The organism is Paenarthrobacter sp. OM7 (assembly GCF_029873575.1).
In the GTDB taxonomy this organism is placed as follows: domain Bacteria; phylum Actinomycetota; class Actinomycetes; order Actinomycetales; family Micrococcaceae; genus Arthrobacter.
The window spans coordinates 4397044-4411324 of record NZ_CP123579.1 but is presented as its reverse complement, the minus strand read 5'-3'; the positions used below and the strand labels follow the sequence as shown (position 1 = coordinate 4411324).

The following is a 14281-nucleotide window of genomic DNA, read 5'->3' as shown; positions in this document are numbered from 1 at the left end:
GACCCGATCCCTGCTACCGGGTCACGGGTTCTGAAGCGTCCAGCAAACCAAGCTCATGGCGCCGTGGCATGCCTTCCCAGTCGCCGGGCACCAGGCAAGCGAAGGCGCCTGTCCGCACCGCGGTGCGTAGCCGGTCTTCCACGGAGGCTCCGGCAAGGAGGTCGGAGATGTATCCGGCCACAAATGCGTCTCCTGCACCGACGGTGTCCACGGCGTTGATGCGTACTGCGTCTTGACGGTATTCGGCGCCGTCGATCACACCGACGCAACCGAGCGGGCCGTTCTTGATGACTACCTGCTGTGGTCCCATTGCTGCGATCTTGCGTGCGAGTTCGAGGGAGTCCGGGCCGCGGCCCACTGCGATTGCGGCTTCGTCGTCGCCGGCGAAAACAAGGTCTGCCAGTTCAATGAACGTGCGGAAGACCGGCCCGGCCTGGCCCTCTGTCCACAGCGCAGCGCGGTAGTTCAGGTCGAAGGAGACGGTCACCCCGGCTTCCCGCGCCACGGACGCCGCGTACAGCGCGGCTTCACACGCTGATTTGGAAAGGGCGGGCGTGATTCCGGTCAGGTGCAGGAGCTTCGCATTCCGGATGGTGTCCGTCGGGATGTCCTCCGGAGCCAATCTCGAGCCGGCACTGCCTGAACGGTAGTACCAGACCTTGAGGTGTTCCAAGGTGCGGCGTTCCTTGATCATCAGGCCTGTGGGTGCCCCACGATCACGAATCCCCATGGTTGCGACTCCTTCGGCAGACACCTCGCGGAGCACCAAATCGCCGAGGCTGTCCTGCCCCACGCGTCCGAGCCAGGTCACGCTGGTGCCCAGGCGCTTCAATGCGATGGCGACGTTGGTCTCGGCCCCGCCCATGCCCAGCCCCAGCGAGCCGGCATGGGCCAAGGGCCCGGGTGTCTCGGCTTTCATGAGCGCCATGGTTTCGCCCATGGTCACTACGTCGGTGTAGGTAGTCACTTGGCTGCCCGCGCTTCCACGGCGTCGGCTACAAGGTGGCTGAGCTTCGATGCCCGCGCGGTCAGCTCCGTCAGGCTTCCGCCTGAGAAAGCATCGCGCAGCAGAGGCCCGCCGAGGCTGACGGCCAGGGCGCCGGCCGCAATCCACGCCGGTGCGTCGTCGATCCCGATGCCTCCGGAGGGCACAATCCGCATCTCCGGAAACGGCCCGCGGAGTTGGTCGACGTACCCAATGCCCACGGCCGAGGCGGGGAAGAGCTTCACCGCTGTGGCGCCGGCGTTCCAGCCGGCCAGCAGTTCGGTGGGCGTCAGCCCGCCCGGAAACACCGGGATGTCACGCTCGACGGCGGCACTCACCACTGCGGTAACCATCGCCGGGGTGACCAGGTAGTCCGCTCCGCAGTCGAGGGCCTGCAGGGCTTGGTCCACGGTGGTGATGGTTCCGACGCCGATCTCGGCGTCCGGGCCGAAGCGTTCCTTGAGCCGGGGCAGTTCCTCGAAGACTCCTTGGGTGCTGAGGGTCAACTCGATGGAACGGACGCCTCCGCGCACCAGGGCTTCGATCACGGGGGCGTACTCGCGGGCGTGGTGTGCCCGCATGACGGCCACCACGGGATTGGCTTTCAGGATCGCGGAAGAAGCCGGCCGGTGCAGTTTGCCCGCTGGTTGGATGGTGCTCATCGGGCCAGCCACCCACCGTCGACCGGAAGAACAACGCCGTGCACGTAATCTGCGGCAGGGGAAGCCAGGAACACCACCGCGCCGGCGAGATCGTGGCCTGATCCCCATCGGGCGGCGGGGATACGGCTGGAGATCTGCTCATGCCGGACGGAGTCGGCGAGCAAGGCCTGGTTCATGTCCGTGGCTATGTACCCCGGGGCCACGGCGTTGACGTTGACGCCTTGTGGGGCCCACTCATTGCACAGCGCCTTGGTCAGCTGGGCCACTGCACCCTTGGACGCCGCGTAGGCCGGAACCCGCAATCCGCCCTGGAACGTCAGCAGGGATGCCAAATTGATGATTTTGCCGTTTCCGCGCTCCACCATGGCCTTACCGAAGCCCTGGCAGAGCTGGAACACTGCCCGGGTGTTGATGTTCATGACCGCATCGAAGTCCTCCAACGGGAACTCCACGGAGTCATGGCGGATCTGCGTGCCGGCGTTGTTGACCAGGATGTCGATCCGGTGCTTCGCCAGCGTCGTTTCGATCGCGTGCGCCACCGAGTCCTGGCTGGAGAGGTCGATGGCCGTTGCTTCGGCAGTAACGCCTGCCTCCGCCGCAGCCTGGGCCAGTTCCGGAGCGAGTGGACCACGTTGCAGCGCAACAAGGTTCGCGCCCGCCCGGATCAGGCCCAGGGCGATCCCCAGGCCGATGCCGCGGGAAGCTCCGGTGATGGCCGCCGTCGACCCTGTCAGGTCAAAAGGCGCGCGCGGCGCCGCTGCTGTGTCTGTCATGCTTCTCCCTTGCCGGGGACGGCTGCCGTAGCCGGCCCAACGAATACTTTGAGGACCGCTCCAGCGGTCATGGCCTTGGTGAATGCGGCCCGGGTTTCTTCGAGCGGGAAGACCTCCACAGGGATCCGTCCCAGCCCAAGCTCGCCGCCCTCGATGAGCTTGACGGCCCGTTCGACGTCGGCCCGCGTGTAGACGCGGACGCCCACCACCGTGTTTTCCGCAAAAGTCAGGGCCTGCAAATCAACCTCGACGGGCTTCTTGTAGACACCCACCAGCACGATGGTGCCCAAGACGCGAACTGCCTTCGGCAGCAGTGCCGCCACGGAGGGGTGGGCGGCCGAATCGAACACGATGTCCGCGCCGTCCCCGCCCGTTGCCCCCAGGATCGTGTGTACCGGGTCGGCACCCGAAGCAACAGTGTCGAAGCCAAGCTCCTCAGCCACCAAACGGCGCTCTTCGGAAGGCTCCGAAATCAGCACGCTGCCGGCCCCTTCAGCCCGGGCAACAAGGGCAGTGAGGATGCCTATGGGACCCGCGCCGAACACCACCACCCGCTCTCCGCCCTTGAGGCCGGAACGGGAGACGGCATGTACTGCCACGGCCAGCGGCTCGGCCAGCGCGGCTTCATGCAGCGGAACAGCCGAGCTGACGGGAATGAGGGTCTCTGCCGGCAAAGCCACGTACTCGGCCAAGGACCCGGCGACGTCGATCCCGTACAGCTTCAGGCTGCGACAAACATGAGTGTCCCCCTCCCTGCAGGGATGGCACTTCCCGCAATGGATCAAGGGCTCCACCGTCACGCGGGTGCCCGCCGCAGGGCCTCCAGCGGCAGCGATTTCCACGATGCCGGTGATTTCATGGCCCATCACCACGGGCGCTTCAGCCCGGGGGTGGCTTCCGTGCAGGATGGAGAAGTCCGTGCCGCAAATCCCGGTGAGCTCAGACCGGACCAAGGCCCAGCCCTCCGGTACCTCGGGAAGCGGCACGGTCCGGTACTCAATGGTGTCCGGACCCGTCCAGACCGCTGCGCGCATCGTCAGCGACGTGGATTCAGCTGCTGTTTCGACGCTCATGCCGGCACGCTCCCGTTCAGCACTTCACTGTTGAGGATGTTGCGCGGCGCGCGGCCGGCGCAGACCTCCACCACGTTCTCCACCGTGCGGCGTTTGAGCTCCGCGTAGGACTCCTCGGAATACCAGGCCGCGTGCGGGGTCAGGACCGCGTTCTCCACTCCCAGCAGCGGGCTGGTCCTGGGCAAGGGCTCCACTTCGAAGACATCCAAACCCGCAGCGTGAAGGCGCCCGTCCTTCAGGGCCGCCGCCACAGCATCCGTGTCCACCACACCTCCGCGGCAGGTATTGACCAGCACAGCCCCCGGCTTCACCTTGCCCAGTACCTCGCTGTTGATCAGGTGATGCGTGTACTGGTTGAGCGGCACATGCAGGGATATCACGTCAGCACGGGCGATGAGGTCCTCGAAGCCAACTACGGTGATCCCGTCCTCCGTGACAGACCCGGGGGTCAGTAGCGGATCCGAACCGATGACCTCGTAGCCCAGCCCCTTTGCTTTCCGGCCCGTGGCCGCACCGATCAAGCCCAGGCCCACCACCCCGAACACCCGCCCGCTGATCCGGTGCAACGGTTGCACCGGCCCCAGCGAATAATCGCCACGGCGTACACCGCGGTCCAGCTGCGTGATGCCGCGGGCCAGGCTGACGGCCAAGGCAATCGCGTGGTCGCTGACGTCCTCGGTGCCATAGTCGGGGACGTTGCAGATGGCGACGCCGCGCGCAGTGGCGGCTTCGACGTCGAGCGTGTCAACCCCGACGCCGTAACGGCCAATCGCTTTCAACCCCGGCAAAGCATCCAAAACCTTGGCGGTGATGGGCGCGTACTGGACAACGATCGCGTCCGCCCCGGCCGCTGCAGTGACGACTTCCTCTTCAGTGCGGCACTGAGCCAACACAAGCTCGACGCCGGCAGCCTCAGCGACAGCACGTTCGATATCGATGGAATCGTGATCGCAATCGGTGATGACAATTTTGGTGGGGTTGATGGGGTTGGCGGAGGGGGTGATGGGTTCTGACATTACTTGGCGTCCTCTTCAAGGAGAAGGTCACGATCGACCGTCTCCGGGGATTTGATGGTGGTGAACAGACTGATGCCCATGATGGCCATCATGTAGATGGCTACCGGGATCCAGGATCCGCTGAAGGCCGTGACCAGCGCGGAGCAGATCAGCGGGGCGATGCCACCGCCGAAAACGGAGGAGAATTCGCGGCCGAGTGCCACGCCGGCGTAGCGGTAGCGTGCGCCGAAGAGCTCGGGGAAATACGCAGCCTGGACCCCGACGGACCCCTGGGCGGCAAAAATGAAGCCCAGGACAATGACGACGGAGATCAGGAACAGGTTGCCCGTGTTGATCAGCAGGAAGGCCGGGATGGGGAAGATGAACAGGAACGTGGTCACCACCAGGTACATGGAGCGCCGGCCGAACCTGTCCGAGAGGTTTCCGAACACGTAGGCGGACACGCAGGCGAACAGGGCGCCAACCAGCAGGACCTTGGGAATGAACGTCGAGTCGATCTTGAGCTGGCTGATGAGGTAGGAGCCCAGGAACACCTGGAAGAGGTAGGAATGGGCGTTGGCGCCGACGTTCATGAAGAACACGCGGAACAGGTTGGGGCGGCCATTCTTGATGACATCTGCCACGGGGGTGTCCCGCTTGCCGATGCCGCCTTCTTCCTGGAGCTCCTGGAACACCGGGGACTCCTTGAGCTTGCGGCGGATGATGTAGGCGGCAATCGTCACGAAAATCGACGAGAAGAAGACCAGCCGCCATCCGTAGGATTCCAGCGCTTCCTTGGGCATCATCTGCACCAGGATCCATACCACCGCTCCAAGTGCCGTCCCCGCCGCCGCCCCGACGAACACCAGTGAGGAGTACTTGCCGCGCTGACCCCTGGGCGCGGTTTCCGCGATGAGGACGACGCCGCCGGCCTGTTCAGCTCCGGCGCCGAAGCCTTGCAGGAATCGGCAGGCCACCAGGAGCGCGGGCGCCAAGAGTCCGGCTTGCTCGTAGGTAGGCAAGAGCCCAATGGCGAATGTGGCGATGCCCATGAGGAAGAGGGTGGCCACCAGCACCCATTTGCGGCCCAGGCGGTCGCCGTATTTGGAGAAGAAGAGTCCGCCCAAGGGCCTGGCGCCGAAGCCGACGGCGTAGGCGCCGAAAGCGGCCAGGATGCCGATCGCAGGGTCGACGTTGGGGAAGAAGATCGTGTTGAAGATGATCGCGGAGGCGGTTCCATAGATCACAAAGTCGTACTGCTCCAGGGCAGTGCCGATCAGTCCGGCCCAAGCGGCCCGACGGACGTTTTTCACCTCGGACGGGGTGCCTGTACCTGGCCGGCCGGCATTCTGAACAACGCTGTTCTCAGTCAATCTTGTCTCCAAGCGGGTGGTGGCTCGTAGCCGTGGATGAGGAGTTTTACATAAGATTCCGATTATAGGGATAGCATCCCGAAAACCGCTGGAGATAAATGTAATGCATCCTGGGGCTGGAAGAAAGCGATTTCTAAGAATGTGAAAGAGGCGCACGACGGCGGCGGCCTGCCGTCGAGGGCCCCTCGCCGGTCTGCGCGGAGATTCCCCCGGTTCTCACATTGGGTCTTGCCAAGCAAACGCTAAGCATGCTTACTGTATTGGTGTTCCTTAAAGCCGACGGGTTGAATTTCTTCCCCGCTCCGGCGTTCGGAAACCATGCCTGGTGATGCAGCCCGCTTGGCAACCACATAAGAGAACCGCATTCCAAGGAGACATCATGCTCGCTAGGGAAAACATTGACCGGTTGATGGGCCTCAACGGACACGTCCGTACCACTGAAGGTGACAAGGTGGGCTCGATCGGCACGTTTTACACCGATGATGACACCGGCGAACCCACCTGGGTGACCGTCAAGACCGGACTTTTTGGCAGTTCGGAATCGTTCATACCGCTTCAGGACGCCGCCGTGGATGGTGACGACGTAGTGGTTCCCTACAGCAAGGACCACATCAAAGATGCTCCCCGGGTGGCCGAAGACGGGCACTTGGATCCGGGTGAGGAGAGTCGCCTGTACAACCATTACGGACTCGAGGGCGAGCGCGGCTTCAGCGGTCACGGCGATGATTTGCGCGCCGACTCGACAACTGATCGTGATGCACATTTCGCCGGCACAGTGGGTACGCGGGACCCGGTGGGAACCCAGGATACGCTCGGCACCAGGGACGCGATGGACACGGGAGGCGCCTATCGTCCGGAGGCTGACAGGGACGACGACGACGCCATGACCCGCTCTGAAGAAAGGTTGAACGTCGGCACGGAGAAGCAAGCCACGGGTCGGGCACGCCTCAGGAAGTACATCACCACTGAGAACGTCACCACGACGGTCCCCGTGCAGCGCGAGGAGGTCCGTGTGGAGCGGGAGCCCATTACGGACGCGAACGCAGGCGATGCCATGTCCGGTGCCGAACTGACGGAGAGTGAGCACGAGGTCACCCTCCACGAGGAGAGGCCCGTGGTGGACAAGGAGACCGTCCCGGTGGAGCGCGTCCGCCTCGAAAAGGACACAGTGACCGAGGATGTTCGGGTGGACGAGGAAGTCCGGAAGGAGCGCATCGAAACCGAGGGAACCAGCTCGGACGACGTCCGCCGCTAAACGCATGGTGTGAGGCCCGCTCTACGTCCCACGTGCCCGGGTATGGGCGCAGAGCGGGCCCCGCATCGCGAATTTCGCTATCGCAAAAGGGCGGGCGATGGGACGATCTCCTTATGGGCGAACATGAGAAGGACCGGACTGCTGCGCGCTCGGACGCCGCACAAACGGACACGGGACAAACAGCCGCCGCACAAACGGACGCCGCACAAACAGCCGCCGCGCCATCAGCCGCCGCGCCGGAGGACAGGGCAGACCCCACCACCCAGCAGTTGAGGACCGTCGGCCAGCGGCGGCGTGAGGCCGAACGCAAGTTGGATATCCACTTGGAAGAAGCGAGCCATAAAGGCGAAACCCCGCCTAACGCAGGCGAGGGTCATTCCGAAGGGTAGAACCGCTGGAGTGCCCCGGATGTTTTGGGTGCCCCAGCGGGGTGTCGCTCTTGTGCGCCTCTCCCTGATGCAGTTGCAAGGCGCTGTGAATGAGGGGGAAATGGCTGAAGGCCTGGGGAGTATTGCCCAGTTGCCGTTGGGCACGGGGGTCCCACTCCTCGCTCAGCAAACCCACATCGTTGCGCAGGGTGAGGAGCCGCTCAAAGAGCCTGGTTGCCTCGGTGGAGCGGCCGATGCCCAGCAGCGCATCCACCAGCCAGAATGAACAGGCAAGGAAAACTCCTTCGTCGCCAGGCAGGCCGTCGTGCCCGGACTGGGTTCTGTAGCGGAGGACCAGGCCGTCATCCGTGAGTCCTTTTTGGATGGCTTCCACTGTCCCTGCGACGCGTGGATGCCTGTGCGGGAGGAAGCCGACGCGGGGGACCAGAAGCAGGCTGGCATCCAGTTCCTTGCTTCCGTAAGACTGGACGAAGGTGTTGAGTTCCTCGTCGAACCCCCTGGTCATGACGTCGTGATGGATTTCGCTACGGAGTGCTGCCCAGCGGTCGTGTGGGCCAGGTAGTCCGGAGGTCCGGACGCCTTTGACCATGCGATCTGCTGCCACCCATGCCATGACCTTGGAATGGGTGAAATGCTGCCTCGGTCCGCGCATTTCCCAGAGCCCGTTGTCCGGCTGGTCCCAGGCTCCTTCGAGATACTCCATCAGGGCCACCTGGATGTCCCAGGAACTGTCCACGGTGCCGTCCTGGAAAGCCGCCCGGGTCAGGGAAAGGCCGTCCAGGACCTCGCCCCACACATCAAGTTGCAACTGCGGGGCTGCGGCGTTTCCGGTGCGGACGGGCAGTGAACCTTCGTAACCGGAGAGCCACGGGATGTCTGCCTCGGGGAGTCTCCGCGCGCCGTCGAGCCCGTACACAATCTGAAGCTCCGACGGGTCGCCGGCGATAGCGCGCAGCAGCCAGTCCCGCCATGCGGACGCCTCCTCCGTGTACCCGGCGGCGAGCAGTGATTGCAGGGTCAGGGTAGCGTCGCGCAACCAGCAGTAGCGGTAGTCCCAGTTCCGGGGCCCGCCGATCTGCTCGGGCAGGGACGTGGTTGCCGCTGCCACAATGCCTCCGGTGGGCGCATACGTCAGTGCCTTGAGGGTGATGAGGGACCGCTCCACCGGTTCCTTGTACTTCCCGGCCATTTCGCTGCGGCCAATCCACTCCAGCCAGAACGACTCGGTCACTGAGAGTGCACGGAAGGGGTCGATCCGTCGCGGCTCCCGCTCATGGCTCGGCGCCCAGCGCAGCACGAACGGGACCCGATCACCCTCGCGGACCGTGAATTCGCTGTAGGTGCGCTTGTCCCGGCCCTCGAGCGGGACAGGGGTGGTGAGGTAGGCCGAGTCGGGACCCGCTACCGCGCTGATGCCGTGCTTGCCGTGCCGGACCCACGGCACCACGCGGCCGTAATCGAAGCGCAGGACCAACTCCATCTGCATGGTGACTTCGCCGGAGATGCCCTCCACGATCCGCACCAGGTCCACGGCGTCGTCCCGGACCGGCATGAAGTCGATCACCCGGACCTTGCCGCCGTCCACTTCCCACTCTGTCTCCAGGATGAGGGTGTCCTCGCGGTAGCGGCGTCGGGTGCAGTTGCCGCCGTCGGGTGTGCCGGCGGGCGCCAAAAGCCAGCGGCCGGCGTCGGGCGTGTGCAGCAGTGACGCGAAGCAGGCGGGGGAGTCGAACCGTGGCAGGCACATCCAGTCAATGGACCCGCGCCGCCCTACCAAGGCAGCGGTGTTCAGGTCCCCGATGATCGCGTAGTCCTCAATCCTGGCCATGGATCAGATCCTAGTCCGCGTCTCCCGCCAGACGGCTCAAGCCGTCCAGAATGAGGTTCAGGCCGAACTGGAATTCGTCGCCAAAGTCGTAGCCGGGTTTAAGGACATGCTCGACGGCGATCTCCACCATGCGGGGATACTCGCCGGTGGCGAAGCGCTCCAGGATGGGGCTGGTGATCTCGGCTGCGGTGTCCCGCCCCTCGAACGGGAGGGCCGCTTCCTGCACGGCAAAGCCGTAAATGTAACTGTCCAGCAGGGCGTAGGCGTGGGCAGTGAGCTGGACGGAGAATCCTGCGGTCCTCAGCGTCGCGAGCGTTGCTTCGTGATGCCGGAGCGTTGCAGGGCCAGGCGCGGACCGGCTCTCCAGCAACCCGACTGCCCAGGGGTGGCGCCTGAGTGCCGACCGCATCCGGTGGGCCCTCAACTCCATCTCCTTGCGCCAGTCCCCGTCAGGTGCCGGCAGCTCGATTTCGCTGAACACCATATCCACGATGCCGTCCAGGATCTCGTCCTTGTTGGCGACGTAGTAGTAGAGGGACATGGGTTTGGTTCCCATGCTGAGGGCGAGCGTGCGGATGGTCAGGGCGTCGATTCCGGACTCGTCGGCGAGGGTGACGGCGCATTCAAGGACCCGCTCCCGGCTCAGCGGGCTTCGCTGCGATGCTGCGGCGGGCACGGGCACGGGCACTCCTCGACTGGTTGCTGGGCTCTAGCGGATTAGTACAGTGTACGGTAATCTCATTGGTACAGCGTACGAAAACCACACCAAACCACTGCTGCATCACTCACCCACCGCACAAGCACTGAAAGGTCCGGCCATGACCACTGGTCAGCAAGCCAAAGAATCCCGTCGCCACAAGGATCGGGCGTTGCCGGGTCCCACCATGCGTGCCATCGTGCAGGACGGCTACGGTTCCGCCGACGTTCTCCACGAGGCCCGGGTTCCGCGTCCTGTCATCGCGGAGAACGAAGTACTGGTGAAAGTCCAGGCGGCCGGGCTGGATCGCGGCACCTGGCACATAGCCACCGGCCTGCCCTATGCGCTGCGCCTGGTGTATGGATTCAAGGCTCCCAGGCAGCCCGTCCCCGGGCTGGACCTCGCGGGAACCGTTGAAGCGGTGGGAGCAAAGGTGACCCGCTTTGCGGTAGGTGACCAAGTGTTCGGCTCGGGCAGGGGAACGTTTGCCGAGTATGCCGCAGCCCGCGAAAACCAGTTGGCCCACAAGCCGGCGAACATCACCTTCGAGCAGGCCGCGGTGGTGCCGGTGTCCGCGTGCACGGCGCTGATCGCCCTGCGTGCGGGCGGCATCGAGCCCAGCCAGGACCACCCGGCGCAAGGGCTCAAGGTCATGGTCACCGGAGCTTCGGGCGGCGTAGGCAGTTATGTGGTGCAGTTCGCCAAAGCTGCCGGGGCTGAGGTCACCGGAGTGGCCAGTGCTGCGAAAGTGCCGATGCTGAGGACCCTCGGTGCCGACCACGTGATCGACTACACCACCCAGGACTTCCTCGACGGCACTGAGCAGTACGACGTCATCATCGACATCGCGGGCAACCCGTCGGTTACACGTTTACGCCGGTCACTCACCCCGTCCGGGACTGCCGTGATCACCGGCGGCGAGGAGGGCGGCTCGTGGACGGGAAGCATGGACAGGCAATTGCGCGCCGTGGCCCTCTCGCCCTTCATCCGGCAGCGCCTCACCATGATCGTGGGTACCCAAAACGCACCGGATCTTGAGTACTTGGCCGGACTTCTCGAGGCGGGAACCATTACTCCCGTCATCGACCGGACGTACCCGCTGGCCCAGGTCCCGGACGCCATGCGCTACCTGGATGCCGGCAAGGTCCGCGGCAAGGTCGCCATCACCCTCTAAGCCGGTGGGTGCAAGGCAAGAGCCAAAAGAAAGAGGCGGACGACGGCGGGAGGTCGCCGTCGTGCGTCAGTTCTCTTTGCCGGGACCGGTTGCGGATAAGGTCTCAGGTGCGGGTCCCATGGTGGTGGGCTCGGCCAGGGGAGGCAGTTTCCTCTCGCCCCCGCGCTGGGAGGCGACGCCTGCAACAACAACCAGCGCGATACCGATGAATTGGACGATGGTGGGTTGCTGGTGCAGCACCAGCAGTCCCAGGAGAACGGCGAAGGCAGGTTCCAGCGACATCAGCGTGCCGAAAGCCGTGGACGTCATCCGGCGCAGTGCTTTCAGCTCCAACACGAACGGCAGGACCGGCATCAGGATGGCGACGCCCAAGGCACCTGCCAGGATGCCCCAGTTGAGGTGCCCGGCAGCCTGTGGAATGCCGACGACGGCGGCCGTCGCGGCGGCGATGGGGACTGTCAGGGAGAGCGCTCCGATGCCGGTGAAACGGTCGCCGATCAGCTGCGTCAGAAGAATATAGGCGCCCCACCCAGCGGCTGCGATGGCCGCGAACATGATTCCCAGGAAGTCGACGCGGCCATGCCAGGGCTCGGTCAGCAGGACCACTCCCAGCAGCGCCAGCACCGGCCATGCCAAGGCGCGGCGGTTATGGCTGCGGATGGCCGCCACCGTCAGTGGGCCCAGGAACTCGATGGCGACGGTGGTGCCCAACGGGATCCGCTCCACGGCAGCGAGGAACATGATGGTCATGAGCCCGGTAGCGATGCCGAGGCCCAGGAGTGGCAGGATGTCCGGCCGACGAACCGATCGCAGGGGTGGGCGCGCGATGGCAAGGAAGATGATGGCACCCAGGCTGAGCCGCAACCATGCTGTTCCGGCCGCACCCACCTCCGCGATGAGGCCCACCGAGAGGGCGGAACTGAGCTGCACCGAGAACATGGCTGCAACAGCAAGGCCCCAAGGCGGAATGGAGCCGCCTTTGCGGGCGCTCACTTGTTGATTCCCATGCCGCTGGGATCCGTGTCCTGCCGATGCCCTGAGCCCACGCCGGGCTCAAAAACAGCAAGGATGAATCGGGCCGGCGTAGCGCCAAGGTTGGCGTAGGAGTGGGCGATGTCGCCTGGGAAGGTCATGGCATCACCACCTTCGAGGGTTACTGGGTGCTCCCCGGCATCTACGGTCACCGCACCGGCTTGAACCTGCAGGAGTTCCTTGGTGCCCGCCGTGTGGGCCTCGCTGGCATGGCTGTCGCCGGGGCCCAGGGTCCAGTCCCAGAGTTCCACTACGTCCGGTGAGTCGGTCCCGGCCACCAGGATTCCCTGGCCGCCCTGTCCGCTGCTCCAGAGTGTTGCGCCTTCGCCGCTGCGGGTGATCTTGACGGGCTTGGGGCGCGGGGACTCCACCAGGGCCGGGAGCCCAACTCCCAGGGCGTCGCTGATCCGCAGCAGTGTTCCGATGCTGGGGTTCGCGGCTCCTTGCTCCACGTTGACGATCATCCGGCGGCTCACGCCTGCAGCCTCGGCCAGGTGGTCCAAGGTCCATCCCCGGGCTTGGCGTTCCTGCTTGACCCGGGTGCCGATGGCCAGGGAGAGGGTGGTAGTGCTGTCATCCATAAGTGCAGCATACTGCACTTTCGGTGCACTCTCTCTATCAGCGAGGCCCGAGGCGGGGTGAACCGGGGGCTGGCCGCCGTCCCGCGCTCGTGCTACCACTGACCCTAGGAACAAAATCAAAGGAGAAATCGTGGCCGAAGACCACCCTGTCCTTGTTATTGGTGCCACGGGATTCCTTGGTGGCCAAGTGGTGGATGAGCTCCTGAAGCTCGGCAAGAACGTCCGGGCCTTGGTGAGGCCCAAATCCAACGCCGCCAAGGTCGAGGCCAAGGGAGTTGAGATCGTCCGCGGGGACATGCTGGACGCCGCCTCCTTGATCGCCGCGATGACGGGCGTTTCGGCGGTTGTCTCGACAGCCGCCGGCTATACGCGAAATGACAAGAACGCCCAGGCCATCGACACCTTTGGCAACAGCAACCTGGCCGTCGCCGCCAAGTATGCCGGCGTGCCCCGCTTCGTGCTGATCAGCATCGTCACCAGCGACCAAACACCACAGATCCCGCATTTTTGGAACAAGAAGCTGGCTGAGGACAAGTTCCGGGAGCTCGGCGTTCCCTTTGTGGCTCTCCGCCCGGGTGCTTTCTTTGACCAGGCGGTGGGCATGGGCGGCGACCCCTTCGCCAAGGGCCGCTTTGTATGGCTTGGCTCCAAGGACGCCAGGCTCACCTTTGTCCTGGCCAGCGATGTGGCACGGTACCTCGCGGAGGCTGTTGACGCGGACATTGTTGAGGGGGAGCACATTGATGTTGGCTGGAGCCGCCCCGTCAGCATTCAGGACGCTGCGGACATTGCCGGCCAGCGGGCAGGCAAGCAGATCAAGGTGATGTCCATTCCCGCGGGTGCCATTGCCGGGCTCGGCAAGGTGACCTCGAAAGTCCTTCCGCTGGTAGGAGACATGGCCAGCATGGTGGCGTGGTTCGAGACCGGCAAATATGTTGCGGACACCACCCGCCAGGAGCAGGTGTTCGGGCCCGCGCCGACTCCCGAGGACGCCATCGCCCGGGTGGCCGCACGGTACGGCCACTGACGCAGGGCCCGTCGGAGGGCTTCGTATGGCTGGTGGGAGCCGTGGTTCATAAGTATGCTGACTGTATAGATTCGGCCGACGATCCCTGACCACGCGCCGAACGGACACGAGGAGCACGCTATGAGAATTGGTTCTTCCATTGCCCTGATTGCCATCGGCGCTATTTTGGCCTTCGCGCTCGCCCCGGGACTCATTCCCTTCCTGGACCAAGTCCTGGTGGGCTACATCCTGATGGTGGTCGGCGTCATTGGCCTCATCATCTCCATCGCCATGTCCAACAGGACCCGCCGGACGGTCGTCGAGCGCCGCACCGCCCCTGAAACAGTGGTCGAGCGGCGCGCCGCCCCCGAAACGGTTGTAGAGCGTCGCCCGGAGGTTTAGCAGCCGCTGCACCAGCAAGACAACAAGTAGCGCACGACGCCGGACTGCCGCCGTCG

General features: G+C 64.7%; 15 protein-coding genes. 5 read left to right on the top strand and 10 right to left on the bottom strand.

The features are described 5' to 3' along the window. Positions 1–13 precede the first annotated feature (13 nt). The 6 genes from QEH68_RS20350 to QEH68_RS20325 are packed head-to-tail and all read right to left on the bottom strand — an operon-like array spanning position 14 to position 5861. Complete coding sequence (locus QEH68_RS20350) at positions 14–967, bottom strand: sugar kinase (protein ID WP_280624683.1); 954 nt, start codon at positions 965–967, stop codon at positions 14–16. Continuing rightward, positions 964–1647: a bifunctional 4-hydroxy-2-oxoglutarate aldolase/2-dehydro-3-deoxy-phosphogluconate aldolase gene (locus QEH68_RS20345; RefSeq protein WP_280624680.1), complete on the bottom strand. Its 684-nt coding sequence runs from the start codon at positions 1645–1647 to the stop codon at positions 964–966. Before QEH68_RS20345 ends, QEH68_RS20350 begins: the two co-directional genes overlap by 4 nt. Further along, positions 1644–2420: an SDR family oxidoreductase gene (locus QEH68_RS20340; RefSeq protein WP_280624678.1), complete on the bottom strand. Its 777-nt coding sequence runs from the start codon at positions 2418–2420 to the stop codon at positions 1644–1646. The genes QEH68_RS20345 and QEH68_RS20340 overlap by 4 nt, the downstream gene beginning before the upstream one ends. Further along, positions 2417–3493, bottom strand: coding sequence for an alcohol dehydrogenase catalytic domain-containing protein (locus tag QEH68_RS20335; RefSeq protein ID WP_280624675.1), 1077 nt, complete (start codon positions 3491–3493; stop codon positions 2417–2419). Before QEH68_RS20335 ends, QEH68_RS20340 begins: the two co-directional genes overlap by 4 nt. After that, positions 3490–4509 carry a C-terminal binding protein gene (locus QEH68_RS20330; protein WP_280624673.1) on the bottom strand — a complete coding sequence of 340 codons (1020 nt, stop codon included), beginning with the start codon at positions 4507–4509 and terminating at the stop codon, positions 3490–3492. The genes QEH68_RS20335 and QEH68_RS20330 overlap by 4 nt, the downstream gene beginning before the upstream one ends. Further along, a complete protein-coding gene (locus tag QEH68_RS20325) occupies positions 4509–5861 on the bottom strand; it encodes an MFS transporter (RefSeq protein ID WP_280624671.1) in 1353 nt (450 codons plus the stop codon). Before QEH68_RS20325 ends, QEH68_RS20330 begins: the two co-directional genes overlap by 1 nt. Positions 5862–6240: 379 nt before the next feature. Between QEH68_RS20325 and QEH68_RS20320 the strand changes: the two genes are divergently transcribed. Then, positions 6241–7116, top strand: a complete 876-nt coding sequence (locus QEH68_RS20320; RefSeq protein ID WP_280624669.1) for a PRC and DUF2382 domain-containing protein — start codon at positions 6241–6243, stop codon at positions 7114–7116. Positions 7117–7229: 113 nt separating this feature from the next. After that, positions 7230–7505 carry a hypothetical protein gene (locus tag QEH68_RS20315; protein ID WP_280624667.1) on the top strand — a complete coding sequence of 92 codons (276 nt, stop codon included), beginning with the start codon at positions 7230–7232 and terminating at the stop codon, positions 7503–7505. On the opposite strand, the gene QEH68_RS20310 is transcribed toward QEH68_RS20315, so the two are convergent. Both QEH68_RS20310 and QEH68_RS20305 read right to left on the bottom strand, forming a co-directional pair. Continuing rightward, positions 7474–9333, bottom strand: coding sequence for a glycoside hydrolase family 15 protein (locus tag QEH68_RS20310; protein ID WP_280624665.1), 1860 nt, complete (start codon positions 9331–9333; stop codon positions 7474–7476). The genes QEH68_RS20315 and QEH68_RS20310 overlap by 32 nt on opposite strands. A 10-nt stretch (positions 9334–9343) precedes the next feature. Further along, complete coding sequence (locus QEH68_RS20305) at positions 9344–10015, bottom strand: TetR/AcrR family transcriptional regulator C-terminal domain-containing protein (RefSeq protein WP_280624663.1); 672 nt, start codon at positions 10013–10015, stop codon at positions 9344–9346. Between the two features lie 136 nt (positions 10016–10151). Here QEH68_RS20305 and QEH68_RS20300 point away from each other — a divergent pair, with 136 nt between their 5' ends. Further along, entirely contained in the window at positions 10152–11204 is a 1053-nt protein-coding gene (locus QEH68_RS20300; RefSeq protein ID WP_280624661.1) for an NAD(P)-dependent alcohol dehydrogenase, read from the top strand. A 66-nt stretch (positions 11205–11270) separates the two neighbouring features. Here the strand turns inward: QEH68_RS20300 and QEH68_RS20295 are convergent, their stop codons facing one another. Together QEH68_RS20295 and QEH68_RS20290 are read right to left on the bottom strand one after the other, a co-directional pair. Continuing rightward, positions 11271–12143, bottom strand: a complete 873-nt coding sequence (locus QEH68_RS20295) for an EamA family transporter (RefSeq protein WP_280628057.1) — start codon at positions 12141–12143, stop codon at positions 11271–11273. Between the two features lie 50 nt (positions 12144–12193). Next, positions 12194–12817 (bottom strand): XRE family transcriptional regulator, encoded by a 624-nt coding sequence (locus QEH68_RS20290; protein WP_280624659.1) that lies wholly within the window; start codon positions 12815–12817, stop codon positions 12194–12196. Positions 12818–12947: 130 nt separating this feature from the next. Between QEH68_RS20290 and QEH68_RS20285 the strand changes: the two genes are divergently transcribed. Further along, positions 12948–13844 carry an SDR family oxidoreductase gene (locus QEH68_RS20285; protein ID WP_280624657.1) on the top strand — a complete coding sequence of 299 codons (897 nt, stop codon included), beginning with the start codon at positions 12948–12950 and terminating at the stop codon, positions 13842–13844. A 120-nt stretch (positions 13845–13964) separates the two neighbouring features. Further along, positions 13965–14225 (top strand): DUF6458 family protein, encoded by a 261-nt coding sequence (locus QEH68_RS20280; protein WP_089596786.1) that lies wholly within the window; start codon positions 13965–13967, stop codon positions 14223–14225. Positions 14226–14281: the final 56 nt, after the last annotated feature.

What these genes read in the sequence shown, in the direction of transcription:
- QEH68_RS20295 (WP_280628057.1), bottom strand. Translation starts at nt 12,143, where the DNA reads ATGTTCTCGGTGCAGCTCAGTTCCGCCCTCTCGGTGGGCCTCATCGCG.
- QEH68_RS20280 (WP_089596786.1), top strand. Translation starts at nt 13,965, where the DNA reads ATGAGAATTGGTTCTTCCATTGCCCTGATTGCCATCGGCGCTATTTTG.
- QEH68_RS20335 (WP_280624675.1), bottom strand. Translation starts at nt 3,493, where the DNA reads ATGAGCGTCGAAACAGCAGCTGAATCCACGTCGCTGACGATGCGCGCA.
- QEH68_RS20340 (WP_280624678.1), bottom strand. Translation starts at nt 2,420, where the DNA reads ATGACAGACACAGCAGCGGCGCCGCGCGCGCCTTTTGACCTGACAGGG.
- QEH68_RS20345 (WP_280624680.1), bottom strand. Translation starts at nt 1,647, where the DNA reads ATGAGCACCATCCAACCAGCGGGCAAACTGCACCGGCCGGCTTCTTCC.
- QEH68_RS20300 (WP_280624661.1), top strand. Translation starts at nt 10,152, where the DNA reads ATGACCACTGGTCAGCAAGCCAAAGAATCCCGTCGCCACAAGGATCGG.
- QEH68_RS20315 (WP_280624667.1), top strand. Translation starts at nt 7,230, where the DNA reads ATGGGCGAACATGAGAAGGACCGGACTGCTGCGCGCTCGGACGCCGCA.
- QEH68_RS20320 (WP_280624669.1), top strand. Translation starts at nt 6,241, where the DNA reads ATGCTCGCTAGGGAAAACATTGACCGGTTGATGGGCCTCAACGGACAC.
- QEH68_RS20310 (WP_280624665.1), bottom strand. Translation starts at nt 9,333, where the DNA reads ATGGCCAGGATTGAGGACTACGCGATCATCGGGGACCTGAACACCGCT.
- QEH68_RS20330 (WP_280624673.1), bottom strand. Translation starts at nt 4,509, where the DNA reads ATGTCAGAACCCATCACCCCCTCCGCCAACCCCATCAACCCCACCAAA.
- QEH68_RS20290 (WP_280624659.1), bottom strand. Translation starts at nt 12,817, where the DNA reads ATGGATGACAGCACTACCACCCTCTCCCTGGCCATCGGCACCCGGGTC.